Source organism: Blastococcus sp. CCUG 61487 (assembly GCF_005222955.1).
GTDB lineage: Bacteria > Actinomycetota > Actinomycetes > Mycobacteriales > Geodermatophilaceae > Blastococcus.
In genome coordinates this window covers 1-232 of sequence record NZ_LWUA01000137.1, presented here as the reverse complement: position 1 = coordinate 232, position 232 = coordinate 1, and the positions used below count along the sequence as shown (strand labels likewise).

Sequence of the window (232 nt, the reverse complement as noted above, 5' to 3'; positions counted from 1 at the left end):
GGTCTCGAGCACGCCCGGCGCCGCGGCATCCCGACGTTCGTCCGCCCGCTGGGCGACCACCCCGACAGGTCGGACTGGGACCGCGCGCTCGCCGCCGAGATCGCGGCCTTCGAGCCCGATCTGGTCGTCTCGGCCGGCTTCATGAAGATCGTCGGGCCCAGGGTCCTGGAGACCTTCGGCGGCCGGCTGATCAACACCCACCCCGCCCTGCTGCCGGCGTTCCCCGGCGCGC

General features: G+C 74.6%; 1 protein-coding gene. It reads left to right on the top strand.

Annotated elements, in window-relative coordinates; genetic code table 11:
* Positions 1–232, top strand: a 232-nt coding sequence (gene purN / locus A6V29_RS08585) for a phosphoribosylglycinamide formyltransferase (protein ID WP_283956342.1), incomplete at both ends; no start/stop codon positions are given.